This window comes from Amycolatopsis sp. VC5-11, from assembly GCF_037034185.1.
Lineage (GTDB): Bacteria > Actinomycetota > Actinomycetes > Mycobacteriales > Pseudonocardiaceae > Amycolatopsis > Amycolatopsis nivea.
In genome coordinates this window covers 247,345-272,426 of sequence record NZ_JBAGKF010000007.1, presented here as the reverse complement: position 1 = coordinate 272,426, position 25,082 = coordinate 247,345, and the positions used below count along the sequence as shown (strand labels likewise).

At 71.2% G+C, this 25,082-nt stretch carries 25 protein-coding genes; 10 read left to right on the top strand and 15 right to left on the bottom strand.

From position 1 onward, the window contains the following. The first annotated feature begins 22 nt into the window (after positions 1-22). Positions 23-949, top strand: a complete 927-nt coding sequence (locus WA670_RS22930; RefSeq protein ID WP_336158795.1) for a hypothetical protein — start codon at positions 23-25, stop codon at positions 947-949. After that, positions 950-1,408, top strand: a complete 459-nt coding sequence (locus WA670_RS22925; protein WP_336158794.1) for an Rv0361 family membrane protein — start codon at positions 950-952, stop codon at positions 1,406-1,408. On the opposite strand, the gene WA670_RS22920 is transcribed toward WA670_RS22925, so the two are convergent. From WA670_RS22920 to WA670_RS22905, 4 genes are all read right to left on the bottom strand, one after another. Continuing rightward, positions 1,405-2,235, bottom strand: a complete 831-nt coding sequence (locus WA670_RS22920) for a tRNA (adenine-N1)-methyltransferase (RefSeq protein WP_037806487.1) — start codon at positions 2,233-2,235, stop codon at positions 1,405-1,407. The genes WA670_RS22925 and WA670_RS22920 overlap by 4 nt on opposite strands. Positions 2,236-2,316: 81 nt before the next feature. Continuing rightward, complete coding sequence (locus WA670_RS22915) at positions 2,317-3,471, bottom strand: M50 family metallopeptidase (protein WP_051171941.1); 1,155 nt, start codon at positions 3,469-3,471, stop codon at positions 2,317-2,319. Positions 3,472-3,627: 156 nt separating this feature from the next. Further along, positions 3,628-4,773, bottom strand: coding sequence for a 4-hydroxybenzoate 3-monooxygenase (locus tag WA670_RS22910; protein ID WP_336158793.1), 1,146 nt, complete (start codon positions 4,771-4,773; stop codon positions 3,628-3,630). A 118-nt stretch (positions 4,774-4,891) separates the two neighbouring features. Beyond that, complete coding sequence (locus WA670_RS22905) at positions 4,892-5,587, bottom strand: AraC family transcriptional regulator (protein ID WP_078870227.1); 696 nt, start codon at positions 5,585-5,587, stop codon at positions 4,892-4,894. A gap of 312 nt (positions 5,588-5,899) precedes the next feature. On the opposite strand from WA670_RS22905, the gene WA670_RS22900 reads away from it, so the two are divergent. The 3 genes from WA670_RS22900 (at position 5,900) to WA670_RS22890 (ending at position 8,579) form a co-directional block, all read left to right on the top strand. Beyond that, the gene (locus WA670_RS22900) at positions 5,900-6,790 is read left to right on the top strand and encodes a RecB family exonuclease (RefSeq protein WP_037806489.1); all 891 of its coding nucleotides are present in this window, start codon (positions 5,900-5,902) and stop codon (positions 6,788-6,790) included. Beyond that, entirely contained in the window at positions 6,790-7,581 is a 792-nt protein-coding gene (locus WA670_RS22895) for a thioesterase family protein (protein ID WP_037806490.1), read from the top strand. Before WA670_RS22900 ends, WA670_RS22895 begins: the two co-directional genes overlap by 1 nt. Before the next feature lie 62 nt (positions 7,582-7,643). After that, a complete protein-coding gene (locus WA670_RS22890) occupies positions 7,644-8,579 on the top strand; it encodes a ParA family protein (protein ID WP_037806492.1) in 936 nt (311 codons plus the stop codon). A 145-nt stretch (positions 8,580-8,724) separates the two neighbouring features. On the opposite strand, the gene hisG is transcribed toward WA670_RS22890, so the two are convergent. The 3 genes from hisG to WA670_RS22875 form a co-directional block, all read right to left on the bottom strand. Next, positions 8,725-9,570 (bottom strand): ATP phosphoribosyltransferase, encoded by an 846-nt coding sequence (gene hisG, locus WA670_RS22885; protein WP_037806495.1) that lies wholly within the window; start codon positions 9,568-9,570, stop codon positions 8,725-8,727. Positions 9,571-9,605: 35 nt separating this feature from the next. Further along, positions 9,606-9,869, bottom strand: a complete 264-nt coding sequence (locus tag WA670_RS22880; protein ID WP_027927607.1) for a phosphoribosyl-ATP diphosphatase — start codon at positions 9,867-9,869, stop codon at positions 9,606-9,608. 64 nt (positions 9,870-9,933) lie between these two features. Beyond that, entirely contained in the window at positions 9,934-10,620 is a 687-nt protein-coding gene (locus tag WA670_RS22875; protein WP_268744696.1) for an HAD family hydrolase, read from the bottom strand. Between the two features lie 151 nt (positions 10,621-10,771). Here WA670_RS22875 and WA670_RS22870 point away from each other — a divergent pair, with 151 nt between their 5' ends. After that, positions 10,772-11,683 (top strand): PAC2 family protein, encoded by a 912-nt coding sequence (locus WA670_RS22870; protein WP_037806497.1) that lies wholly within the window; start codon positions 10,772-10,774, stop codon positions 11,681-11,683. A 308-nt stretch (positions 11,684-11,991) separates the two neighbouring features. Then, the gene (locus tag WA670_RS22865) at positions 11,992-12,261 is read left to right on the top strand and encodes a hypothetical protein (RefSeq protein WP_037806498.1); all 270 of its coding nucleotides are present in this window, start codon (positions 11,992-11,994) and stop codon (positions 12,259-12,261) included. Between the two features lie 45 nt (positions 12,262-12,306). On the opposite strand, the gene WA670_RS22860 is transcribed toward WA670_RS22865, so the two are convergent. From WA670_RS22860 to WA670_RS22845, 4 genes are all read right to left on the bottom strand, one after another. After that, positions 12,307-13,137, bottom strand: coding sequence for a metallophosphoesterase family protein (locus WA670_RS22860; protein WP_037806499.1), 831 nt, complete (start codon positions 13,135-13,137; stop codon positions 12,307-12,309). After that, positions 13,101-14,357 (bottom strand): MFS transporter, encoded by a 1,257-nt coding sequence (locus WA670_RS22855; protein ID WP_336158792.1) that lies wholly within the window; start codon positions 14,355-14,357, stop codon positions 13,101-13,103. The genes WA670_RS22860 and WA670_RS22855 overlap by 37 nt, the downstream gene beginning before the upstream one ends. Further along, positions 14,354-14,938: an ArsR/SmtB family transcription factor gene (locus WA670_RS22850; protein WP_336158791.1), complete on the bottom strand. Its 585-nt coding sequence runs from the start codon at positions 14,936-14,938 to the stop codon at positions 14,354-14,356. Before WA670_RS22850 ends, WA670_RS22855 begins: the two co-directional genes overlap by 4 nt. Before the next feature lie 82 nt (positions 14,939-15,020). Next, a complete protein-coding gene (locus WA670_RS22845; RefSeq protein WP_238606607.1) occupies positions 15,021-15,590 on the bottom strand; it encodes a dienelactone hydrolase family protein in 570 nt (189 codons plus the stop codon). A gap of 66 nt (positions 15,591-15,656) precedes the next feature. Between WA670_RS22845 and WA670_RS22840 the strand changes: the two genes are divergently transcribed. After that, entirely contained in the window at positions 15,657-16,214 is a 558-nt protein-coding gene (locus WA670_RS22840; protein WP_238606608.1) for an ArsR/SmtB family transcription factor, read from the top strand. 192 nt (positions 16,215-16,406) lie between these two features. Further along, positions 16,407-18,032, top strand: a complete 1,626-nt coding sequence (locus WA670_RS22835) for an ABC-F family ATP-binding cassette domain-containing protein (protein WP_275294847.1) — start codon at positions 16,407-16,409, stop codon at positions 18,030-18,032. A 70-nt stretch (positions 18,033-18,102) separates the two neighbouring features. On the opposite strand, the gene mshC is transcribed toward WA670_RS22835, so the two are convergent. Next, positions 18,103-19,341 (bottom strand): cysteine--1-D-myo-inosityl 2-amino-2-deoxy-alpha-D-glucopyranoside ligase, encoded by a 1,239-nt coding sequence (mshC, locus tag WA670_RS22830; protein ID WP_037806506.1) that lies wholly within the window; start codon positions 19,339-19,341, stop codon positions 18,103-18,105. A gap of 80 nt (positions 19,342-19,421) precedes the next feature. Continuing rightward, the gene (locus WA670_RS22825) at positions 19,422-20,186 is read right to left on the bottom strand and encodes a MerR family transcriptional regulator (RefSeq protein ID WP_336158790.1); all 765 of its coding nucleotides are present in this window, start codon (positions 20,184-20,186) and stop codon (positions 19,422-19,424) included. Between the two features lie 119 nt (positions 20,187-20,305). On the opposite strand from WA670_RS22825, the gene WA670_RS22820 reads away from it, so the two are divergent. Next, entirely contained in the window at positions 20,306-21,619 is a 1,314-nt protein-coding gene (locus WA670_RS22820; RefSeq protein ID WP_336158873.1) for a cytochrome P450, read from the top strand. Positions 21,620-21,679: 60 nt separating this feature from the next. On the opposite strand, the gene WA670_RS22815 is transcribed toward WA670_RS22820, so the two are convergent. Together WA670_RS22815 and WA670_RS22810 are read right to left on the bottom strand one after the other, a co-directional pair. Further along, on the bottom strand, positions 21,680-23,638 hold the full coding sequence (locus WA670_RS22815; RefSeq protein ID WP_336158789.1) for a VWA domain-containing protein: 1,959 nt from the start codon (positions 23,636-23,638) through the stop codon (positions 21,680-21,682). Continuing rightward, positions 23,638-25,035, bottom strand: coding sequence for an ATP-binding protein (locus tag WA670_RS22810; protein ID WP_037806510.1), 1,398 nt, complete (start codon positions 25,033-25,035; stop codon positions 23,638-23,640). Before WA670_RS22810 ends, WA670_RS22815 begins: the two co-directional genes overlap by 1 nt. Between the last annotated feature and the right edge of the window lie 47 nt (positions 25,036-25,082).

The window sequence follows — 25,082 nt, the reverse complement described above, 5'->3', positions numbered from 1 at the left end:
GAGCACGGCAGGGGGAACCGAGATGACTTATCCGCCGCAGCAGCCCGGCGGCTGGGACCAGGGCGGACAGCAGCCGAACCCGTACGGGGGCCAGCCCGGCGGCCAGCCGCAGTACGGGCAGCCTCAGCAGGGCGGATGGAACCAGGGCGGACAGCAGCCGCAGTCCGGCGGGTTCCCGGCCGCGCCCGGCCCCGGCACGCCCGGCCAGGGCGGCCCCTACCAGGGCGGATACCCGCAGCAGGGCGGCGCCCAGCAGTACGGGCAGCAGCCGGACCAATTCGGGCAGTTCGGACAGCAGCCCGGCCAGTTCGGGCAGCCGGGCCAGCCGGGCGGGCCGGGTCAGCCGGGCGGGCCGTTCGGGCAGCAGCCGGGCGGGCAGTTCGGCGGGTACGGCGAGGAGCCGCCGAAAAAGAAGAAGACCGGCCTGATCGTCGGCATCGCGGTCGCCGCGGTGGTTGTCCTCGGCGGCGCGACCGGCCTGGTCATCTGGCTGACCGGGGACAGCAAGAAGGACGACAAGACGGCCGCCCCGCCCGCGTCGTCCTCGGCCCCGGCAGCGGGTCCCCAGTCCAGCGGGCCGAGCGGGAGTTCGTCGTCGTCCCCGTCGACCTCGTCGTCGGGTTCGGGCAGCGGCGACTACCCGGCGGCGGCCGGTGCGAAGCCGACCTCGGGCGAGCTGTTCGAGGCCGCGTCCGAGGCGTACAACAGCTCCGACACCGAGGGGCTGTTCTCGATGCTGTGCACCAGCCTCACCAAGGGCCAGAAGCCGGGAAGCGAGAAGATGCCCTCGGGCATCCACTTCGAACTGACCGGCAGCCCGCAGGAGAACGGCGACCAGGCGACGGTGAAGTACCACGTCACCACGTCCACCAAGACCGCCGACGGCACCCTCACCGCCCTGCGCCAGGGCGGGGCCTGGTGCCTCGGGAAGGTCAGCACGGACCACTAGGTGAGACGCCGGCTCGGCACGGCACTCGGCCTGCTCGCAGTCGTTGTCGCGGGCGGCGTCCTCGGCTTGGTCTCGATCGGCCTGCCGGGGCCCGCCCGCACCGTCCCGGAACCGCCCGCTCCCCCGCCTCCGTCGCGAAGCAGCGCGTCCTCGGCTCCCGCGCCCGCGGCGGATCAGGCCGCGATAGCGACGCTCGCGCGCACCCTCGTCGACGCCATCACGCGCGCCGACTCCGCCGAATTCGGCACTCTCACTTGCAAACCGCAAACTGCTGCGGCGCTGAAGGAACTCCAAGCCAAATGGGACGCGGCGGGCCCGCTTCGCGTCTCACTGGTTGGACAACCGGCGATCGCGGGCGACGACGCGACGGTGACCGTCCGGGTCGAAGGCACCGGCGGGCACAGGGAAACCCCGTTCCCGCTGCGCCGCGAGAACGGTCGATGGTGCGTCCCTGGTTAGCCTTTGCCCTTGCTGGGCCGTCGTGAAACGCGCGGCGACACTGTGCCGTCCGCCAGCCGACGCGCAGTGAGCAGGAAAGCGGTGTGCGCGACCATCCGGTGGTCGGGCCGCACCGCGAGACCGACGACGTGCCACGGCCGCATCAGCGTCTCCCACGACTCCGGCTCGGTCCAGCACTGCTGTTCCCGCAGCGATTCCGTGACGCGCGACAGCTGCGTGACAGTCGCGACGTAGACGGTCAGCACTCCGCCGGGCACCAGGTGCGCGGCGACGTTCGGCAACTGGTCCCACGGGGCGAGCATGTCCAGCACGACCCGGTCGACCTCGCCGGTGTGCGTGGCCAGATCCGCGACGGTGAGCGTCCAGTTGTCCGGCTTCTCGCCGAAGAACTTCACGACGTTGCGCTCGGCGTGCTCCGCGTGGTCGTCGCGGATCTCGTAGGAGAACACCTGTCCCGCCGGACCGACCGCGCGCAGCAGCGAGCAGGTGAGCGCGCCGGAACCGGCGCCGGCTTCCAGGACGCGGGCGCCCGGGAAGATGTCGCCCCACATCACGATCTGCGCGGCGTCCTTGGGATAGATCACCTGCGCGCCGCGCGGCATCGACAGCACGTAGTCCGGCAGCAACGGCCGCAGCGCGAGATACGTGCTGCCGCCCGCCGAAGTGACCACGCTGCCCTCGGGACGGCCGATGAGGTCGTCGTGCGCGAGGGCGCCGCGATGCGTGTGGTACTCGCCGCCGTCGGCGAGCGTGAGGGTGTAGTGCCTGCCCTTCGAGTCCGTCAGCTGAACCCGGTCACCTGCACGAAACGGTCCGCTGACCGACAACTTCTTCCTCCACTGCAAAACCCGGAACGCCGACGTCGAATCCTCGCAGGTCGTCCCGCGCCCGTCGTGCGCGGGTGCCCCTCACTGGGCGCGCCGGCCCTGCATCAGCGCGGTCCGCAGGTCTTCGCGGCGCAACACGCCCGCGGGACGGCCTTCGTCGTCGACCACGAGGAACTGCCAGGCGGGCGTCTCGCGCACGCGCTCGGCGATCTCCTCCCCCGGCTCCGACGCCAGCAGCACCGTCTCCGCCCGGATCGGCTCGGCCGCTTGCTCGGCGGGCGCGTGCGGGCTGACGCTCGCCAGCTGTTGCGCGGCTTGCTCGTCCAGCAGTCCCGCCGCGACGCCGTCCGCGCGCACCAGCACGACGCCGCGTCCCGCCGAGGCCGCCAAAGCGTCGGACACCGGGCTTTCCGCGGGCAGCTGCAAGACCGGACGCACCAAATCGGACAGTTCCAGCCCGGCGGGCCAGCCGCGGCGGGCTTCCGCCGCCAGTTCGGAGCGCGCGCCGAGGATCACGAACCACGCCGTCACGACGCACACGCCGAGCCGCAGCCAGCGGTCCGGGCTCTGCATCGCCAGCCCGAGCAGCGCCCAGACGATCAGCCCCGTGGCGACGAGCGCGCCGCCCGCGACCGCGGCCCTTGTCCCCTTGGCCCGCAACCCGGTCATCGCCCAGACCCCGGCGCGCACGAGCCGTCCGCCGTCCAGCGGCAATCCCGGCAGCAGGTTGAAGAAGCCGACCGCGAAGTTGGCCACCGCGCACTCCGCCACGAGCAGCCACACCGCGCCGTCCGGCGGAACCGCGAACAGCAGCAGCGAACAGAACCCGCCCAGCACCAGCGAAACCGCGGGCCCCGCCGCGGCGACGAGCCCTTCCTGGCCCGGCCGTCGCGGCGTACGGGCCACTTCGGACAGTCCGCCGAGAAGGAAAAGCCGCAGCCGCCGTACCGGGATCCCGAGCCGCAGCGCGACGAGGCAGTGCCCGAGTTCGTGCGCGAGCACGGAAAGCCCCAGCAGCACGGCGAACGCGGCGGCGAGCAGCCACGCGGTCGGCGTCGAAACGTCCGGCAGGAACCGCCCGACCAGCGGCGCGTAGAGCACCACGATGATCAGCGAGCCGATCCACCACGACGGGGCGAGCAAAACGGGCACCCCGCCGACCCGGAACAGCAGCAGTCCGCCGTCCCCGCCGGCGCGCCGGGCGGGCCCGGCGCCGTGCTGACTGGTCGCGGCCATGCCGGACAGAGTAGGGGGCCGGGTGTGGGAAGCCGGTGACCCGGTCTCCCCGGACGGGTGGTGTCGGTCTCGCCCCGGCCGGTCCGCGAAGTTCCGTGAAGGGCTCGTTCCGGGAATCTGGTTCCGGCAAGGAGCCCTTCACGGACCCAGCCCGGGTCAGGCGGAGCGCGGCTGGACGAGGTTCTCCAGATTCGCGAGCGCGACCTGCTTCCGGAACTCTCCGCGGTAGGAGGCGTCGCCGGAGTCGTGCATCGCGTCGGTCATCCAGACCGCCGACGCCTGCCGTTCCCAGACGTGCGCCAGACAGGTGTCGGAGTAGCTCTCCAGCAAACTCGGATCGTCCTTCTCCACCTGATGGACGAGCGCGTGCGCGAGCACCTCCGCGTCGTGCAGCGCGAGGCTCATCCCCTCGGCGCTCATCGGCGAAATCAGGTGCGCCGCGTCTCCGAGAAGGCACAGCCTGCCGTAGCGCATCGGGCTGAACACGACCCCGCGCAGCGGCACCACCTGCTTCGTCGCGATCGGCCCGCGCGGCACCGGCGCGGCGAACCTGGCGCCGAGTTCGTCCCAGACCCGCTCGTCCGGCCAGTCGCCGACAGTGTCGTCGAGCGGACACTGCAGATAGATCCGGCTCGCGTTCGGCCCGCGGGTGATCTGCGCGGCGAAGCCCCGGGAGTGCACTGCCATCACCGCCGACGGATCAGCGGGCACTTCCGCCAGGACGCTCAGCCAGGCGTACCCGAACTCGTGGCTCTGGCAGGCGAGAACTCCCTCCGGGATCGCCGTCCGGCTGACGCCGTGGAAGCCGTCGGCCCCGGCGACGAACGCACAGTCGATCGTGTGAGTGCCCTCGCTGTCCCGGTAGCGCACCCGGGGCTGCTCGGTGTCGAGTCCGTCCAGTTCGATGTCCTCCGCCTCGAACCGGAGGTCGCCGCCGTCGCGGAGGAAGATCCGGATGAGGTTCCGGACGAGCACTTGCTGCGGGATGAACGCGCCCGCGCCGTCCTCGCCGGTGTCCATCCGCCAGGTGCGCTTGTCGCCGTGGAGGATCAGCGGCAGGACGGCGTCGGACCGCTCGTCGCCGTGGCCCTCGACGGCCTCGCCGACTCCCCATTCGTGCAGCATCCGCACGCCGCGGCCGTCGAGAGAACCGGCTCTCTGCCGCTGTTCGACGTGCTCGCGGCTGTTCTTTTCCAAGACCGTGCAAGGGATCCCGCTGCGGAGGAGGAACGTGCCGAGCGCGAGCCCGGCCACCCCGCCGCCCACGACGACCACGGTGGTTTTCCCGTTTGCCTGTGCCATGTTTCATTCCCCGAAAGAGTGCTGGTGAACTGGATGATCACCACTCTCTTCCCGGCCGCGGACCGGCGGCCACCGAGCATCGGGCGCCCGGTAACGAAAACCCGCCAACTTGCTCCCGCTACTCGCCGCGGTCGCGCAATCCGGCCTGGTACCGCCCCGGCGTCTGCCCGACCAGCGCCGTGAACGCCCCGATGAACGCCGACGGATTCGACCATCCGCAGGCGATCGCCGTGTCGGTCACCGATGCGCCCCCGGTGAGCTGGAACAACGCGTGGTGGATCCGCAACACCGTGCGCCACCGCTGAAAACTCATGCCGAGATCGGCATGGAACAACCGGCTGAGCGTGCGTTCGCTGGCCCCCGCGACGCGCCCCAGCTCAGCCAGCGTCTCGCCCCGCCCCGGGTCCTCGTGCAGCATCTCGGTGACGGCCCGCAACCGGTCGTCGCGCGGTTCCGGGAGATGCAACGACTCCCCCGGAACCTCCCCCAGCTCGTCGAGCACCACCGCCCGAACCCGCCGCACCGCCTCGGCCGACCGCTCCTTCTCGCCGGTCAACGCCAAAATGCCCGCCCGCAGCAAGGGCGACACCGCGAACACGCAAGGCTGCCGAGCCAACGCCCCGCACTCCTCAGCGGGAACAGCGAGAATCCGCGCGTCCGTGCGCCCGTAGAACCGGTGGGAATGCTCGAACCCCGGCGGAGTCCACGTAACGCGATCCGCGGGCGCGACCCAGGTCCCGAACTCGGTGGTGGTGGCGAACACCCCGCTGGCCGCGTAAACCAGCTGCCCGCTCGCATGGGAATGCCTCCCCATCCGATACCCGCCCGGCAACCACCCCGCCCCCTGCGGCGTCACCCCGCCCACCTTCCCCACCACCCCGACCCTAGCGACAACACCCCCCAACCCAGCCACCAAAACCCAGCCACCCCCGAGCCCTCACTCCCGACCCAGCCCCCACGCGGGATCGCGTCGGCGTGCCGAGGAGCAGCGTGCACGGCCCCCCGGGCCGGGCGCGCTGCTCCTCGGCACGCCGACTTGAAGGCGATCCCGCCCGCGACGACGAAGTCGGCGCCATCAGACACTGCGCAGACACAATTGTCGGTGCCCGGGGTTACGCTCTGCCCCATGTCCGACACCGCTACGGTCACCACCCCTCCCGGTTCCGACGCGCCTGCCCGCAGGCGGCCCGCGTTGTCGCCGTCCCGGGCGAGCGACTTCAAGCAGTGCCCGCTGCTCTACCGGTTCCGCGCGGTCGATCGGCTGCCGGAGGTGCCCACCCGGGCGCAGCTGCGCGGCACGCTCGTCCACGCGGTCCTGGAGCGGCTTTTCGCGCTGCCCGCCGCCGAACGCGTCGCGCCGCGGGCGAAGGAGCTGCTCGCGCCGACTTGGACGGAGCTGTCCAGCGACAGTCCGGAGTGGACGGAGCTGTTCGCGGACGGCGAACCCGGGGAGACCGACAAGTGGCTGGCCTCGGCCGAAAAGCTGCTTGATTCGTATTTCGAGCTGGAGGATCCGCGCAGGCTGGAGCCGGAGGCGTGCGAGCTGCACGTGGAGATCGAGCTGGGTTCGGGGGTGCTGCTGCGCGGGTACATCGACCGGGTGGACGTCGCGCCGACCGGCGAGATCCGGGTCGTGGACTACAAAACCGGGGCCGCTCCTCGGGAAATCGGCGAGGCCAAAGCACTCTTCCAGATGAAGTTCTACGCGCTGGTGCTGTGGCGGTTGCGCGGGGTCGTCCCGCGGCAGCTGAAGCTGATGTACCTGACCGACGGCCAGTCGCTGGCCTACACGCCGGACGAGGCCGAGCTCGTCCGGTTCGAGCGCACGCTGGAAGCGATCTGGCAGGCGATCCTGAAGGCGGGCAAGACCGGCGATTTCCGGCCGAACAAGGGCAGGCTGTGCTCGTGGTGCGACCATCAGGCGCATTGCCCGGAGTTCGGCGGGACGCCGCCGGAGTATCCGGGCTGGCCGGAGCCGGATCCGGGCGAGGAGACGGTATTGGACCGGGCCGACTGATGGGCGACGCGTTCTTCCTCCCGCTCGGCGGCGAGCGGTACGAGGCGACTGAGCACACCACCGGCCCGTGGAGTCCCGGCGCGCAGCATTTCGGCCCGCCGTCGGCGCTGCTGGTGCGCGGGCTCGAGCGGCTGGAGTCGCCGCATCCGGCGCAGCTGGCCCGGGTCACGGTGGAAATCCTCGGTCCGGCTCCGGTGGGCGAACTGGAGCAGCGGTCGTGGGTCGAACGGCCGGGCCGGACGGTCGAATTGGTCCAGTCCGAGCTGTCCGCGAACGGCCGGACGGTCGCGCGGGCGTCGGGATGGCGGATCGCGACGTCCGACACCGCCGAGATCGCCACCGACGGCGGTCCGCTGCTGCCCGCGGCCGACGCGGGCAGCGAGGCGGCTTTCCCGGACGACTGGGAGGGCGGCTACCTGCACGCGATCGAATGGCGGGCGGTGCGCGGCTCGATCTCCGCACCCGGCCCGGCGGCGGTGTGGGCGCGGCAGCGGTATCCGCTGGTCGACGGCGAGGAGCCGACGGGGCTGCAGCGGCTGTTCGCCATCGCCGACTCCGGCAACGGGGTGTCGCATTTCCTGCCGGCCGCGAAGTGGTGGTTCATCAACTCGGAACTCACCGTGCACCTGCGCCGGATCCCCGAAGGCGAGTGGATCGGGCTGGACGCGGTCACGCTGGTCGGGCCGCACGGGATCGGCACCGCGAGCAGTACGCTGCACGATCGTTCCGGTCCGGTCGGCACCGGCGCGCAGGCTTTGCTGGTGCGTCCGCGACAGGCCGGGGGCGGATGAGCGCGCCGCGGCGGGCAAGTCCGATAGCCTTCGCGGAACGACCGACAAGGGAGCGCTCCGGCATGCAGATCACCTCGGTGGTCAACCAGAAGGGCGGGGTGGGCAAAACCTCGCTGAGCGTGGGCGCGGCGGCGGCCCTCGCCGAACGCGGCAGGCGGGTGCTGCTCGTCGACCTCGACCCGCAGGGGCACGCGACGACCGAGATGCTCGGCATGGACGAGGTCCCGGCGGACGCGCCGAGCCTGGCGAAGGCGCTGACCAAGCTGTGGAAGGGCCCGATCGAGCAGCTGGCGGTGCCGCACCCGCGCAGCAACCTGGGCCGCGGCGGCGCGTTCGACGTGATCCCGACGTCGCCGGGGATGTTCGACCTGATCCGCAGGCTGGACCAGTTCCGGGTGCCCGGCTGGCAGCTGGCGCGGGTGATCCAGTTCGCGCACTACGACCACGTGATCATCGACTGCCCGCCCGCCCAGGACGTGCTGACGAACAACGCGCTGGCGGCGTCGCACGGGATCCTGGTGCCGGTCCAGCCGGACAAGACGAGCATCCGGGCGCTGCGCCTGCTGTCGGAACAGGTCCGCTACGTCGAGCAGACCACCGGCCGCGCCCCGATCTCGTGGTTCGGCATCGTGCCGGGCCTGTACCGCCGCCCGATCTCGCACTACGCCGCGGCCGCGCTCCAGGAGATGTACTCCTTCGGCGTCCCCATGCTCTCGCACGTCCCGCTGGGCGTCGTGATGAACGAGGCCGCGGCGCACGGCGTCCCGGTCACGACGTTCGCCCCGGAAACCATCCAAGCGGTGTCTTTCCGGGAAATCGCCGAGACCTTGGACAGCTACCTGGCGCAAAACCCGGGCCCCACCGAGGTTCCCGCTGACGACGAGTTCGTCTTCGAGGACTTCATCTCCGAGGTCGCCGTCGCCCGCAACGTCAACGACAACGGCGCGCGCAAGAGGCTGTACGACCTGATGCCGAAGCGCCCGAACCGTCCTCGTTAAACATCGTCCACTTCGGACTCAACAACAACGCGGGATCGCGTCGGCGTTGGGGTGGAGCGGCGTGACAGGCCGCCAGGCCCCTCATGCCGCTTCGCCCCAACGCCGACTTGAAGGCGATCCCGCCGCGGCGGCGGAGCCGACGCAATCAGAGTCTGCAGGACCGGATGTCGGACGCCAGCACGGCTTTCGCGCCGGTTTCGGCCAGCTCGTCCATGATCCGGTTGACTTCCTTGCGCGGCACCATCGCCCGCACCGCGACCCACTTCTCGTCCGCCAGCGGCGCGACCGTCGGCGACTCCAGTCCCGGCGTGATCGAAATGGCCTGGTCGAGGATGTCCCGCGGGCAGTCGTAGTCGAGCATCATGTAGTGCTGCGCGAAAACGACGCCCTGCAGCCGGGCCGCCAGCTGCGACTTCGCCCGGGATCCTTCGCTCCCGGCCCGCTGCAGCAAGACCGCCTCGGACGCGCAGATCGGCTCCCCGAACGCCACGAGATTGTGCTGCCGCAGCGACCGCCCGGACTCGACCACGTCCGCGATCGCGTCCGCGACCCCGAGCTGGATCGAGATCTCCACGGCGCCGTCGAGCCGGATGACCTCGGCCTCGACGCCGTGGCGGGCGAGGTCGTCGCGGACCAGCCGCGGGTACGACGTCGCGAGCCGCTTTCCGTGCAGGTCGGCCGGTTTCCAGTCCCGTCCGGCGGGAGCGGCGTAGCGGAAGGTCGAGGCGCCGAACCCGAGCGCGAGCACCTCCTCGACCGGCGCGCCCGAATCGAGCGCGAGGTCGCGGCCGGTGATGCCGAGGTCGAGCTCGCCGGAACCGACGTAGATGGCGATGTCCTTCGGGCGGAGGAAGAAGAACTCGACCTCGTTGACCGGGTCGAGGACGGTCAGGTCCTTGCCGTCATGTCGCTTGCGGTAGCCCGCCTCGGAAAGCATCTCCGCCGAAGCGGCGGCGAGGGCTCCCTTGTTCGGCACGGCAACACGCAGCATTTCGGTCTCTCCTCGGTATCCGGTGCGCGAGCGCGTCACAGGTAGCGGTACACGTCCTCGGTCGAGATTCCCCGGCCGAGCATGAGCACCTGCACCCGGTACAGCAGCTGCGAGATCTCTTCCGACAGCCGGTCGTCGGACTCGTGCTCGGCGGCGATCCACACCTCGCCCGCCTCTTCGAGCACCTTCTTGCCCTGTGCGTGCACCCCGGCGTCCAGTGCGGCGACGGTGCCGGACCCGTCGGGACGGGTACGCGCGCGCTCGGCAAGCTCCGCGAACAGCTCATCGAAGGTCTTCACGGGGCCGAATCCTTTCATCCCGCGCTCGTCCGCGCCGCTCCGGGTGACCCGGAAGCCGCCGAGGTCACAGCTGAGGCAGCAGCGCGGCCAGTTCGGGCACGCCGACGCCGGCCAGCGACGTGCGGAACACCCGGCGCGGACCGTCCGGGACGTCGACGTCGTTGGGCACGACGAGCACCGTGCAGCCAGCGGTTTCGGCCGATTCGGCGCCCGGCGGCGAGTCCTCGACCGCGACGCACCGCTCCGGCGCCACGCCGAGCAACTCGGCGGCCTTCAGGTACGGCCGCGGGAGGGGTTTGTTCTGGCCGTCGACCTCGTCGCCGCAGACCGTGACGTCGAAGAAATCCCGCCCGATCGTGTCGAGCGCGAGCTCGGTCAGCGCCCGTTCGGTGGAGGTGACCAGCGCGGACTTGAGCCCGGCCGCGCGGACCGCGGCCAGCGCCTCGCGCGCGCCCGGACGCCAGGGCAGCGCGTCGTCGAACAGCCCGGCGGTGCGGCGGCGGATCCACTCCCCCGTTTCCGCGACCGCTTCCGGGGTGACCGGGCGGCCGGTCTGCTCCAGCAGCACGGTGGCGGTGGCGTCCATGTTGGACCCCACGAGGGTCATCCGGACTTCCTCCGACAGCGTGCCGCCGAGCGCCTCGGCGGCCTCGTACAGCGCGACGTCCCACAGTTTCTCGGAATCGACGAGGGTGCCGTCCATGTCCCAGAGGACAGCCGCCAATCCGTCCGAAGAGGACGGTGCAGTCACAGTTTCTCCTTGTCCGGTGCGGCGCCCCGGCGGGGCGCGCTCCCCTCCAGCGTCCCACGCGGGCCGCCGTGAGCGGGGCCACACCCGTTCCGTGACACGCGGGGCCGGACACACTGCGCAGCGTAGGTGGCCGAGGCCGTAGGCTGGTCAGGTGAGTGAGCCTGTCGACGACACCCCGCGGCCCGGCGACCCGGAGCAGGACCGCGCCGATGCCCCGCGCCCGATCATGATCCTGGCCTTCGAGGGCTGGAACGACGCGGGCGACGCGGCCAGCCAGGCGATCGAACACCTCCAGCTTTCCTGGGACGCGACGCCGCTGGCCGAGATCGAGCCGGACGACTACTACGACTTCCAGGTCAGCCGCCCCACGGTGAAGATGGTCGACGGCATCACCCGGCGGGTCGAATGGCCGACCACCCGGTTGTCGGTGTGCCGTCCCGAGGGCTTCGACCGCGACCTGGTGCTGGTGCAGGGCCCGGAGCCGAACATGCGCTGGCGCAAGTTCTGCGCGGAGATCGTCGAGCACGTCCAGGAACTGGACGTGTCGATGGTGGTCGCGCTCGGCGCCCTGCTGGCCGACACCGCGCACACCCGCCCCGTCCCGGTCACCGGGTCGGCCTACGACAAGGACACCGCGAGCAAGTACCGGCTCGAGGTGAACAACTACCAGGGCCCGACCGGGATCGTCGGGATCCTCCAGGACTACTGCGTGCAGGCGGGCATCCCGGCGGTGTCGATCTGGGCCGCGGTCCCGCACTACGTCTCGCACCCGCCGTCGCCGAAGGCCACGCTGGCGCTGCTGCACAAGCTGGAGGACGTCCTCGACGTCGAGATCCCGCTGGGCGCGCTGCCGGAGCAGGCCGAGGAATGGCAGCAGACGGTCAGCGAGATGGCCGACGAGGACGAGGAAATCAGCGAGTACGTGCGCAGCCTCGAGGAACGCGGCGACGCCGAGACCGACTTCACCATGGAAGAGGTCTCGGGCGACAAGATCGCCGCCGAGTTCGAGCGCTACCTGCGGCGGCGCCGTCCCGGACAGGACGGCGGGTTCGGCCTCCGCTGACCCCCATGCCAGCGACTTAAGTACGTGAGGGGAACCCTGAGGGAATCCGATTCCCTCAGGGTTCCCCTCACGTACCTCGAAAGCCGCCCCCGCCCAGACGACCCCGTCTCGGGACCGGGTGTCCCTCGCGCACCGCCGAGGGAACGCACCGTGATTGCCGAACTACGGAAAGTCATCCGCGCCGCTCGCCCGAATGACGGCGCCTGCGCCGCCGACTGATCGCGCCGCGCTGCTCTGGTGCCGCGGCGAGCCCGTCTCGTTGACTTGGCCTGGCGCGAGCGACGTCGCGCGGACCAGGAGGTACGGGAATGTTCGGCAAGGCACTAGCGGCGGCGGTGCTCGCGGCGGGCGCGATCACCGCGTCGGCGGCGACAGCGTCGGCGGCACCGGTTTCGCCGGTGAAGGCGGATGATTTCGGCGCCTGCATGGACTACGCGGTGGGCGAATACGACGTGGAGCCCTGGCTCGCGCACGACGCGTGCGACGCCGGCACGTTCGAGGACTGCTACTGGGTCCTGCGCCGCGCCTACGTTCCGGCGCAGGTCGCGGCGACAGCCTGCCGGCTCTCGTTCGACTGATCCGCCGAAGGGTGCGACCGGTCTGCGCGGGCAGGCCGGTCGCGCTCAGGCGGTGAGCAGCTTGCGCACCGGAACCGCGCCGCGCTCCCGTTTCCGCCACTCGCGCGGATAGCCGAGCGAGACTTCCTCGAACCGCACGCCGTCGGCGGACGTCGTGCGCGGGATGTGCAGGTGCCCGTAGACGGCCAGCTCGGCCCGGTAGCGCAGGTGCCAGTCCTCGGTCTGCGTGGTGCCGCACCAGAGCGCGAAATCGGGGTAGTACAACGGATTCGTCGGGTGCCGGTGCAGCGGCCAGTGCGACATGAGGATCGTGCGGCGGTCGGCCGGGATCGCGTCCAGCCGGTCGCGGCTCACCTTCAGTCGCTGCTCGCACCAAGCCGCGCGCGACTCGTACGGGTCCGGATGCAGGTAGTACTCGTCAGTGCACACGACGCCGATCTCTCGGGCGTGCGCGAGCGCTTCTTCGCGGGTCTTGCCCTCGGTCGCCGGGGTGCGCCAGCTGTAGTCGTAGAACACGAACAGCGGCGCGATGGTCAGCGGTTCCGGGCCGAAGTCCCACACCGGGAACTCGTCCTCGGGCGTGAGGACGTCGATCTCGCGGCACTGCTCCACGAGGAATTCGTACCGAGCCTGGCCGCGCAGCTGGCACGCGTCGTTCGGCGTGGTCCACAGCTCGTGGTTGCCCGGGACCCACACGACCTTCGCGAACCGCTCGCGCAGCCTGGCGAGCGTCTCGCGGATGACCTTGGCGGACTCGGCGACGTCGCCTGCGACGAGCAGCCAGTCGCCGGGATCGTCGGGCACGACCTCGTCGACGATCGGGCCGTTGCCCTCGTGGGTCACGTGGAGGTCGCTGGTGGCGAAGAGAGACGGCACTCGTCCACCGTAACGACTTTCCGCGCCCGGGAGCGCCGGAACCGCCCATTCCCCCACCCCAGAACGACCAGCCCGGCGCTCACGTGGAGGCCTGCCTGCACGTTCAGCAGCACTGTCGGCCCGGTCACCGCGACGAGCGCGCCGGCCAGCAGCGAACCGGCCGCCGTGCCCGCCGCCATCAGCGCGTACACCGTGCTCAGCACCCGTCCCGCGCGATCCGGGCCGGTCTCCGCCTGCACGTGCGACAGCAGCCCGGCCCCGGCCGCCACGGCGGGCGCGCCGACCGCCATGAACAGCCCGACGTACACCCCGAGGACCGTGGTCGCGCCCGGCAGATTCCAGATCGCCGCCGACATCAGCCCCGCCGCGACCAGCCCCCAGCCCTGCAGCAGCACCGGCGCGACCCGGCGCGCCAGCGTCGCCACCGCGAACCCGGCGGCCAGGCCGCCGATCGCCTGCACGCCGCGCAACAGCCCGGCATCGGCCTCGCTGCCGCGCAGGATGTCGAGCACGAACACCACGAACAGCACCAGGAACATGCCCTGCGCGAGCGAGGTCAGCAGCGCCGACACACTCGTCGCGCGAAGCCGCTTTCCCGCCAGATCGCGGACGCCCGCGAGCCAATCCGTCTGCTCGGGCGCGGTCTTGCGCACCGCCGCCCGGCGGAAGGGGAACGCGAGCAGCATCCCCGCGGCCGCGAGCGCGACGAGGTAGCCGATGATCACGCGCTCGAGACCGCCCCAGCCCAGCAGCGCTCCCCCGGCCCAGCCGCCCGCGAGCCGCGCGACGCTGCCGTTCACGCTCATCAGCCCGTTCGCCGGGGTGACGTCCTCGACGCCGACCAGCTCCGGCACCAGCGCACTGCGCGCCGGTTCGAACACCGACGCCAGCCCTGCCTGCGCCGCCATCACCGCGTAGACCGCCGCGACCGGCAGCTCGGAACTCGCCAGCAGCGGCAGCACCACCACCGCCTGCCCGACGCACACCGTCGCCAGCACGACCCGGCGGTCCCACCGGTCGGCGACGATCCCCGCGACCGGGCTCAGCAGCACCGCGGGCAGCAGGCCGAGCACGATGCTCAACGCCGTCGTGACCGCGGAGCCGGTGCGGACGAACAGGTACACCGGCAGCGCGACCTGCAGCATCCACTCGGCGGTCTCGCCAAAGAACGCGGAGACCCAGAGCCGGGCGAATCCCGGTGCCGCCAGCAGTCGTCTCACGCCGGTTTCCCGTCGTGCCCGATCCGGCGGAAGGCACGCATTCCGAGGAAGACCGCGCGGGCGTCGGCGGGCGCGTCCTCGCGGATCGTGCTGACGTACGGCCGGACCAGGTCGTCGATCGCCTTCGTCAGCGCGCCGACTTCCTCGGGTGTCGCTTTCAGGCCGTACGAGAAGAAGCCGCCCACCTCGCGCCAGTCCTCATCAAGCCGCTCGACCGTGTCGAGGTACCGCTGGGTCAGCTCCTGTTCCTCGGCCAGCTCAGTTCCCGCGACCGCCAGCTGCGCCGCTTCCAGCGCCGGATCGCCGTCCGGGCTGCCGAGCACCAGCCCGACCTGGCAGGCCCGCCACGGCCGCTCCCGCCCGTCGCCGCCCTCGGCTCGCTCGACCAGGCCGTGCTCGGCCAGCTTGCGCAGATGCCAGCTGCAGTTCGACGCGGTCGAGCCGACCGCGTCCGCGCACTCGCTGGCGGTCGACGGGCCGACCGCCATCAGGTGGTGCACCAGCGCGGACCGCAGCGGGTGCGCGAGGGCCCGCAGCAGCTCGACGTCGTCGATCCGCTTGCGCGGGGGCAGTTCGGTCATCGGCCCGCCTAACTCTGAAGGGTTTCTTTCGAAACGATTCTTTCAGAGTTGCAGGCGGCTGCCCCCGCGTCAAGGCGCCCGGCTAGAGCGAGGCGAGGAACGAGCGCACGCGCTCCAGGAGCAGACCGGCTGCCTCGGGATCGTAGGCGGCCAGCGAGGAGTCGGCGAAAAGGTGCTGGTCGCCGGGGTAGACGAACAACTCCGCGTTCTCGGCGGAGCTGACGAGTTCGCGGGCGGACGGCAGGTCCTCCTCGAAGAACTCGTCGTTCTCCTTGCCGTGGATCTGCACCGGAACCCCCTCCGGCCACGCCGTCCCGAACTCCTTGACCGGCAGGCAGGAGTCGAAGAACAGCGCGCCGCGCGCTCCCGGCCGGGTCTGCGCGAGGCGCTGCGCGACGGTGACGCCGAAGGAGAACCCGGCGTACACGAGGTCCTGCCCGAGGGCCTCCGCCTCGGCGATCCCGCGTTCCCGCACCTGCTCGAAGCCGGTCTCCCGGGCGAAGGCGAAGCCGTCTTCGATGCTGGCGAACGTCCGGCCCCCGAACAGATCGGGAGTGTGGACGGTGTGCCCGTCCCGGCGCAGTTCGTCGGCGAAACCGCGCACGCCGTCGGTCAAGCCCTGGATGTGGTGGTACAGCACGATTTCGGCCATGCCGGAAATCCCCTCAGTGAACGAACCAGTTATGTGGAACGTTCGGCAACGCTAGTCTGTTCAGCCATGGCGAACAACCCGCCCGACTACGCACTCGCCGATCGGCTGGCCTTGACCGAACCCGCGCAGGTCAAGGCGATCGGACACCCGTTGCGCACCTCGATCCTGCAGTTGCTGCACGAGCGAGCCGCGACTGTGAGCGAGCTCGCGGCGGCGGTGCGCCGCCCCAAGAGCACGGTCGCGCACCACGTGCGCGTGCTCGAGGTCAACGGCCTGCTCAAGGTCGTTCGCACGCGCCGGGTCCGCGCCGTCGAGGAACGGTTCTACGGGCGCACCGCGCGCATGTTCTTCGTCGAGCCGGGGCCGGCCATGGGGAACGCGAGGGATTTCAACGACTTCGAGGTGGCGGCCCGCGAATCCGCCGAGGCGTTCGAGGCGGGAAAGCTGTGGGGCTTCATCCGGCAGGCACGCATCTCCCCGGACCAGGCCTCGCAGTTCTGGGACCGGATGGCCGAACTCGTCGAAGAGTTCGACCGGCTGCCCCGGTCCGGGGACACCACCTACGGCTTCGCGGTCGGCATCTACCCCACCGGCCATCCGGCCTTGCCGCCGCGAGAATCCTGACCGGCCCGAACCGAGCGCCCGAAAAACCGGTTGCGCTTCCCCGCCGCCCCCGCGTTAAGCTCCCGCCCATCATGGACAGCTGAGCCGAGCCCTCCCCGCATCGAGGCCGCTCCCGGTCGAGCCCCGCTCCCGGGAAGCCGCGCGTTGCCCGTCGGGGATTTCGCTTCCACCGCAAAGGCCCGGTGATCGCTCATGTCTACTGTCCTGCACGCCTCCGACCTCGTTTTCGGCTACGGCGCCCGCACCGTCCTCAACGGCGTCTCGCTCGTCGCGTCGCCCGGGAGGCGGATCGGTCTCGTCGGCGAAAACGGCGTCGGGAAATCAACCTTGCTCCGGCTGCTCGCCGGACTTGAAGTCCCCCGCGGCGGCGACGTCGTGCGGCACGGCGACCTCGGCTTCCTCTTCCAGGAGCTGCCGTTCGACGGCACCGCACGAGTTTCCGACGTCCTCGACGAGGCGCTCGCCGAGATCCGCACCGCCGCGGCGACGCTCGACAAGCTCGCCGCCGTCCTCGCCGAGCGCCCCGACGACCCGGAGGTGCTCAGCGAGTACGGCCACGTCCTGGAATGGGCGCAGGCCCACGACCTGTGGGACGCGGACCGGCGCGCGGACCTCGTCCTCGCCGGGCTCGGGCTCGGCGACATCAGGCACGACCGGCGGCTGCACACGCTGTCCGGCGGCCAGCGGTCGCGGCTCGGGCTGGCCGCGCTGCTGGTGCGGCGGCCGCGCATCCTGCTGCTCGACGAACCGACCAACCACCTCGACGACAACGCCATGGAATTCCTCGAGCGCCATCTCGCGGAGCTGACCGGCGTCGTCGTGCTGTCCTCGCACGACCGCGTGTTCCTCGACGCGGTCTGCACGGACATCGTGGACCTGGACCCGGTTCCGGCGGACCGCCGCGTCGGCGGCGCGACGCGCTACGGCGGCAGCTACACCGACTACCTCGGCCAGAAAAAGGCCGAACGGGCCCGCTGGGAACAGCGGTTCACCGAAGAACAGGAGGAACTCAAGCAACTGCGGGAATCCGTGCACGGCACCGCGCGCCGCGTCGCGCACAACCGGGCGCCGCGGGACAACGCGAAGATGCTCTACGACTTCAAGACCGGTCGCGTGCAGAAGCAGATTTCCCGCCGAGTCCGCAATGCCCAGCTGAAACTCGACACCCTGGAGCGCGAGCAGGTCCGCAAACCGCCCGCGCCGCTGCGGTTCCGGGCCACGCTCACCGCGGACACCGGCGGCGAAGGGCCGGCGGTGTCGGTGCGCGGCATCGCGGTTCCGGGCCGGGTGCAGCTGGACGAGCTGGACGTGGACCGCAGCGCGCGGCTTCTCGTGACCGGCGGCAACGGGGCGGGCAAATCCACGCTGCTGTCGGTGCTGGCCGGCCAGCTCACGCCGTCGGCCGGGACTGTCCACTTCGGACCCGGCGTGCGAGTGGGGCTGCTGGAGCAGGACGTCACGTTCGCCCGGCCGAAGCGGACCGCGCAGGAGGTGTACCGCGCCGCGGCCGGCGAAGCGGCGCCCTCGCTGTCCACGCTCGGGTTGCTGCCGCCGAGGGAACACGACCGGTCGGTCGGCGAGCTTTCGGTGGGTCAGCGGCGTCGGCTGGCATTGGCGGTGCTGCTCGCGGAGCCGCCGGACGTGCTGTTGCTGGACGAGCCGACCAACCACCTGTCGCTCAGCCTGGCCGAGGAACTGTCCGAAGCGCTCGACAGCGCGCCGGGCGCGGTCGTCCTGGCTTCGCATGACCGGTGGTTGCGCCGCCGCTGGGCGGGTGACCACCTGGCGCTGGCGGACGGCCAACGCCAGGATGTATAGGTCGTTATACAGTTAAAACGGCGGGCAGTGGCCGGAAGCGTGTTCCGGCCACTGCCCGGTCCCGAAAAGCTCAGAGCACGATGCCCAGCAACGCGTCCACGGCCTCCTTGATCAGGCCCGGGGCGGCCTGGTCGGTGCCGTCGCGGCGCAGCGCCGACGTGACCCACGCGTCGATCGCTGTGAGGGCCTTCGGCGTGTTCAGGTCGTCGGAGAGGTGGTCGCGCAGCCGCGCCACGGTGTCCTCCGCGTCGGGTCCGGCCGGCAGCGCGACGGCTTCGCGCCAGCGGGCCAGCCGTTCCTGCGCGTCGACCAGCAGCTGGTCGGTCCACGCCCGGTCCTCGCGGTAGTGCCCGGCGAACAGCGCGAGCCGGATCGCCGCCGGGTCGACGCCGTCGGCGCGCAGCCGCGACACGAAGACCAGGTTGCCGCGGGACTTCGACATCTTCTCGCCGTCGAGCCCGATCATCCCGGCGTGCACGTAGTGCCGGGCGAACGGGTGGTCGGCGGCGACGGCCTCGGCGTGCGCGGCGCTGTACTCGTGGTGCGGGAAGATCAGGTCGGACCCGCCGCCCTGCACGTCGAAACCGAGCCCGAGGCGGTTCACCGCGATCGCGCTGCATTCGATGTGCCAGCCCGGCCGTCCGGCGCCCAGCTCCGACTCCCACGACGGCTCGCCCTCGCGCGCGACGCGCCACAGCAGCGCGTCCAGCGGGTGCCGCTTGCCGGGACGGTCCGGGTCGCCGCCGCGCTCGGCGAAGAACTTCGCCATGGTCTCGGCGTCGTAGTTCGACTCGTAGCCGAAGCGGCCGGTCGCGTTGTGGTCGAAGTAGACGTCCGGGAACTCGGCGTCGTCCGCGCGGTAGGCGCTGCCGTCGGCGAGCAGCTTCGCGATGACCTCGACGATCTCCGGGATCGCCTCGACCGCGCCGACGAACTGGCGCGGCGGCAGCACCCGCAGGGCCTCCATGTCCTCGCGGAACAGCGCCGTTTCGCGCATGCCGAGCACGATCCAGTCGTCCGAATCGCGTTCCGCGCGCTCGAGCAGCGGCTCGTCGATGTCGGTGACGTTCTGGACGTAGTGCACCTCGTGCCCGTTGTCCCGCCACACCCGGTTGACCAGGTCGAACGCGAGATAGGTGGCGGCGTGGCCGAGGTGGGTGGCGTCGTAGGGGGTGATGCCGCAGACGTACATCCGGGCGGCGGCTCCGGGTGCCGTCGGGCGGACCTGCCCGGTCGCGGTGTCGTGAAGCCGGAGAGGACGGGGCGTGCCGGGCAGCCGGGGCACGGCGACGGATGACCAAGTCTGCATGCCTCCGACTGTAAGCGTGACGTCCGTCCGCTTTCCCACCCGGTGGGAGGGACAGCCGCGTGTCCCTCCCACCGGTACGGTCAGGCTCGCTGCCGGACGGCGTTCGCCCGGACGGCGTCGCGCACGTACGCCCCGATGCCGGGCCGCTGCTCGTCCTCGCGGACCAGGAAGGCCAGCTGCGCGGGCTCGTCCGCGTACAGGTCCGCGATCTTCTGCTGCATCTCGTACCCGCACTCCCCCATCACCGCGGACAGCATCGCCCGGTGCTCTTCGGCAAGCTGCCCGGCCGCCGGGCTGTCCGCGGGCTCGCCCTTGTCGACCAGCGCGACCAGGCGGCTCACCCAGTCCTTCCGCTGCCGCTCCGCCTCAGTCCACTGCTCCTTGGTCTCCGGCAGCTGCGACTGCTGCCACTCCGGTGTTTGTCCCCAGCGGCTCACCGCCTCCTCCGCGTAACCTTCCGGCTCCCGGAACCCGCCGAACACTTCGAACTTCTCCTCGGGCGTCAACGCGTTGCCCATGGCTCTCGCCTCCAGCAATCGATCGACGGCCGCGACCATGCGCTCGATCCGGTCCGCCTGCGCCACCAGCAGCTCCCGCTGCCGTTTCAGGTGGGCGTCGGCGTCGGTTCCCGGATCCGCGAGCACGGACGCGATCGTCTCCAGGGGAAGGCCGAGCTCCCGATAGAGCAGGATCCGCTGCAGCCGGTCGAGATCGGCCTCGTCGTAGCGCCGGTAGCCGGACGTCGTCCGCCCGCTCGGCGACAGCAGCCCGATCTCGTCGTAGTGGTGCAGCGTGCGCACGGTGACGCCGGCCAGCGCCGCCGCCTCGCCCACCCGGTAGCCCATCGCTCTCCCCTGTCGTTTCTTCGGCCGAATGGCCCTTGCGAGAAACCACGATCACGCCTCACGTCGCGTGAGGGTCAAGTCTGGTGGACACCGCGGTCCGGCGCGAGTACGAACGAAGCATGGCTCTGCGCACGCCGATCCGCGCCCGTTCCGCTCTCCCGCCCGGTCCCCGGCTGCCGATGGCGGTGCAAACCCTCCTTTTCGGCGCTTTCCGCAACTCCCTGCTGCCGGTGCTGCGACGGCGCTACGGAGACGTCGTGCGGCTGAAGCTGTATCCGGAGCGTTCGGTGGTGCTGGTCGGCGACCTCGACCTGGTCCGCGAGATCTTCGCCGGTCCGGTCGAGACGTTCCACGCCGGCGAGGGCAACATGGTGCTCAAACCCATGTTGGGCGGGCATTCGGTGCTGCTCACCGACGAGGAGGAGCACCGCAGGGCGCGGAAGCTGCTGATGCCCGCGTTCAACGGCGCGGCGATGCGCGGGTACCGGGACATGGTCACGGAGCTGACGGTCGCGGAGCTGGAACGGTGGCCGCAGGGCCGGGCGTTCCGGGTGCACGACCGGATGCGGGCGCTGACGCTGGAGGTGATCCTGCGGGTCGTTTTCGGCGTGACCGACGGACCGCGACTGGCGGAGTTGCGCGTGGCGCTGGAGCAGGTCATCGACATCAGCGCGCTGGATCTCTTCGGGTGGCACAGTCCTGCGTTGCAGAAGTTCGGGCCGTGGCGGCGGAACCGGGAGCGGCAGGAACGGGTCGACGAACTGCTGTACGCGGAGATCGCCGAGCGGCGAGCCGCGCCGGATCTGGCGGAGCGGACCGATGTGCTGTCCCGGCTGCTGACCGTGCCCGGGGAGGATCAGCTCAGCGACCTCGAACTGCGCGACCAGCTGATCACGTTGCTGCTGGCCGGGCACGAAACCACGGCGACCGCGCTGGCCTGGGCGCTGCACGAGCTGGCCCGGGATCCGGTCACCGCCGCGACCACCGCGCGCGCCGCGCGCGAGGGCGACGAGAAGTACCTGGAAGCGGTGGCGAAGGAGGCGATGCGGCTGCGGCCGATCATCTCCGAGGTTTCGCGGAAGCTCACGAAGGACGTCCAGGTCGGGCCCTACACGGTTCCGGCCGGGCACATGGTGCTGCCGTCGATTTCGATGATCCACGCGGACGCGGCGCACCATCCGTCGCCCGAGGTGTTCGACCCGACGCGCTTCCTCGGCAGCGGCCCGCCCGCAGGCAGCTGGTTCCCCTTCGGCGGCGGCGCGCGGCGCTGCCTCGGGGCGGGTTTTTCGCTGCTGGAGGCGACGATCGTGCTGCGGGAGCTGTTCGCGCGGTACCGGGTCAGCGCGGCCAATCCCCGACCGGAACGGGTCAAAACCCGGCACATCACCCTCGTGCCCGGCGACGGCGCGCGGATCATGGTGCACCGCCGCTGAAGCCCGTGAAGGACTCCTTCAGGGAATCTGACTCCCTCAAGGAGCCCTTCACGGAACGTGTCAGCGGCGGCGGGTGCGGAGGTAGTCGCCCACTACCGCCGCGCCCAGGCCGTCCAGGTCAGGGGCTACGACCCGGCCGCCGGAGCGGCGCGCGATGGTGTCCACGAACGCTTCCAGGCGCGGGTCGTCGCCCAGCCGGAAGACGGTGACCGACGCGCCCAGTTTGGCGATCCGGTCCACTTCGGACAGTGTCTTGTAGATGGTCGCCGGTTCGGGCGGGTAGGAGAATTCCGCCTCGCCATCGGGTTCCAGGTGCGCGGTGGGTTCTCCGTCGGTGACCATCAGGACCACCGGCTGCGCATCCGGGTGCCGACGCAGGTGCCGTCCGGCCAGCAGCAGCGCGTGGTGGGCGTTGGTGCCTTGTTCCCAGGTGCCTTCCAGACCGACCAGTTCCGGCAGCTCCACGGGCATCGCGTAGCGGCCGAAGGTGATCAGCTGCAGGGCGTCGTTGCGGAATCTGGTGCTGATCAGCTGGTGCAGCGCCAGCGCGGTGCGTTTCATCGGCAGCCAGCGGCCCTCCTGGACCATCGACCACGACGTGTCGACCAGCAGCGCGACCGCGGCTCGCGAGCGGTGTTCGGTCTCGATGACTTCGACGTCCTCGACAGCGAGGCGAACACTGCCCGCACCGACCGCGGTGGAGCGCAGCACCGCGTTGCGCACGGTGCGCGGGACATCCCAGGGTTGCATGTCACCGAATCGCCAGGGACGGCTCGAACCGGTCGGTTCGCCTGCCGCCCCCGCGGATTCGGTCTCGCGCTCCCCGGTTTTGCCGCGCAGCGAATTGACCACATCGGACAGTGCGGTCTCGCCCAGTCGGCGCAGTGCCTTGGGAGACAATCGCAAGGTGCCGTCCGCGGCACGCTCGAACAGACCCTGCTGACGCAGTTCTCGCTCCAATTCGGACAGTCGGCGCGCGTCGACGCCTGCGTCCGGACCGAGTTGGCGTTCCAGCGCTTCCAGGTCGATGTCTTCCAGGCGCGCGCCGGGATACGACTGGCCCAGTTGCTCGGCGAGAGCGTCCAGCTCCGCCAGGTCGGCCATGGCCTGCGCGCCTTCGCCGAGCCCCAGCGGGTCCTGGCCGCGGAAGCGCGAGGACGACGTCCAGTCCTCCCCCGGCCGCAGCGCACGCAACTGGGAGTCCAAAGCGGACAGTTGCTGCGCGAGCCGCGGATCGCCGAAGGCTTGCTGTGCCAGCTCGGCCAGTTCCGCCCGCTGTTCCTCGGACATCGAGTTCAGCATGCGTTGCGCGGCGGCGGAGCGGGCGGCCAGCACGTCGATCAGCTCGTCGACGTTCTGCGGGTTCTCCGGGAAGAACTCGCCGTGCCGCCGCATGAACTCGTCGAAGCGTTCGCCGATGTCGCTCGCGCCCTGTGCGTGCGCGGACAGCAGCGCGTTGAGGTCGCCGAGCATCTGGTTGATCCGCTCGACGTCCTGCGGGCCGGCGTTCTGCATGGCCTGCTTCATGCCTTGGAACCGCGCGTCGAGCATCTCGCGGCCGAGGAGGTCGCGGATCTGCTCGTACTTCTGCCGGGCTTCGTCGGAGCGCCAGTCGTACTCGTTCAGCTCGCGCACGGCAGCGGCGGTGCCGGGCGGCAGCGCGTCCAGCTGGGCTTCGCGGAAGCGGGCCTCGTCGTCGGGGTCCGGGAACAACTCCCGGCGCTCGGCTTGGAGTGCTTCCTGCAGCAGCTGCTGGACTTCCTGGAGCGTGCCGTCCAGCCGGTGCCGCCGCTGGATCTGCGAACGGCGCTGCCACAGCTGCCGGGTCAGCTCGTCGAGGCCCGCGGTGCGTTCGGTGCCGCGGCGCAGCAATTCCTCCAGCGCCGAACGCGGGGACGAGCCGCCCATGACCTCGCGGCCGATCTCGTCCAGCGCGTCCCGCAGGTCCGCGGGCGGGGCCAGCGGATCCGGCCCGTCGTGCCACGGGCCGTAGGAATATCCCTCCGGTAAGAGCGGCATTATTCGCCGTACACCGTCGTGCCGTCGTCGGAGTCCTTCGCCAGCCTGCGGGCGAGGAACAGCGACTCCAGGGCCAGTTCGACCGCCGCCGCGATCCGGCCGGCCGGTTCGTCGGCGGACACTCCGGCGCGCTGGGCGACCTCGTGCAGCACCGGCAGTTCCGGCAGCGCGGCAAGGACTTCCGCGCCGGGGACGCGCTCGCCGGTGGCGACCAGGTGGCCGTCCGCCACCGCGTCGGACAGCGGGCGCAGGTCCAGCCCGGCGAACCGTTCGCGGGCGGTTTCCGCGATCGCGCGGCGCATCAGGTGCACGAGGTGCTCGACCTCGCGGCCCTCCTCGCCGGGCTCGAACTCGACCTTGCCGCGCAGCACGGCGGGCACGGCTTCGAGGTCGACCGGACGTGCGACCGCCGGGTCCTCCCCGGTCACCGCGGCCCGGCGCAGCGCGGCCGCCGCGACGGTTTCGGCCGCCGCCACCGCGAACCGGGCGGACACGCCGGAACGCTGGTCGATCACCGGCGACTCGCGCAGGTTGCGCACGAACCGGGCCAGCACCTCCAGCAGCGGCTCGCCGACCTCCGCGACGAGGTTCGCCTCTTGGCGCACCACGGCGACCTCGGACTCGACGTCCAGCGGGTAGTGCGTGCGGATTTCCGCGCCGAAGCGGTCCTTCAGCGGCGTGATGATCCGGCCGCGGTTGGTGTAGTCCTCGGGGTTGGCAGTGGCGACGAGGAGGACGTCCAGCGGCAGCCGCAGTGTGTAGCCGCGGACCTGGATGTCGCGTTCCTCCATCACGTTCAGCAGCGCGACCTGGATCCGCTCGGCGAGGTCGGGCAGCTCGTTGATCGCGACGATGCCGCGGTGCGCGCGCGGCACGAGTCCGAAGTGGATGGTCTCCGGGTCGCCGAGGCTGCGCCCCTCGGCGACCTTCACGGGGTCGACGTCGCCGATCAGGTCGCCCACGCTCGTGTCCGGCGTGGCCAGCTTTTCGGTGTAGCGCTCGCTGCGGTGCCGCCAGGCCACCGGCAGGTCGTCGCCGAGTTCGGCGGCGCGGCGGATCGAGGCGGGCGTGATCGGGTCGAGCGGGTGTTCGCCCAGTTCGGAGCCCTCGATGACCGGGGTCCACTCGTCGAGGAGGCCGGCCAGGGTGCGCAGCAGGCGGGTCTTGCCCTGGCCGCGCTCGCCGAGCAGGACGACGTCGTGGCCGGCGAGCAGGGCTCGTTCGAGCTGGGGCAGCACAGTGCGGGAGAAGCCGACGATGCCGGGCCAGGCGTCGCGGCCCTCGCGCAGCGCGGCGAGCAGGTTGTCGTGGATCTCGCGCGCGATGGGGCGCGGGGCGTATCCGGCGGCGCGGAGCTCGCCGGCAGTACGGGGAAGAGCGTCGGGAACAGCGTTCACCCCTTCGACGCTACTGACCGTTCCGGCATCCGTCGACGTGGAGCGGC